Here is a 258-nt window from a genome sequence, read left to right on the forward strand (position 1 = left end):
TCGCAAAGCTGATCCCGTTCTGGAAATGACCGAACGCAAAGCCCTTGCTCTCGCCCTGATCGTCATGGGCGGCCTTCTGCTGTTTATGTGGTCGATCGATCTCGCAAGAGGGCAGCACACGCACGAAGGCGCGGTAGGCAAATTCTATCAAGACTGGAAGATGCCTGACGCTCCGCAAACGTCATGCTGCAACGACATGGATTGCCAGCCGGCCGCATCCAGGTTTGTCAACGGACAATGGGAAGCGGAGTTCGATGG

At 56.6% G+C, this 258-nt stretch carries 1 protein-coding gene; it reads left to right on the forward strand.

What is annotated here, in order from left to right; genetic code table 11:
* Positions 1-25 precede the first annotated feature (25 nt).
* The coding region (locus Q4528_RS14610) for a hypothetical protein (RefSeq protein WP_303522378.1) at positions 26-258 on the forward strand (233 nt) is incomplete at its 3' end.

The organism is Staphylococcus pasteuri, assembly GCF_030547725.1.
Lineage (GTDB): Bacteria > Bacillota > Bacilli > Staphylococcales > Staphylococcaceae > Staphylococcus > Staphylococcus pasteuri.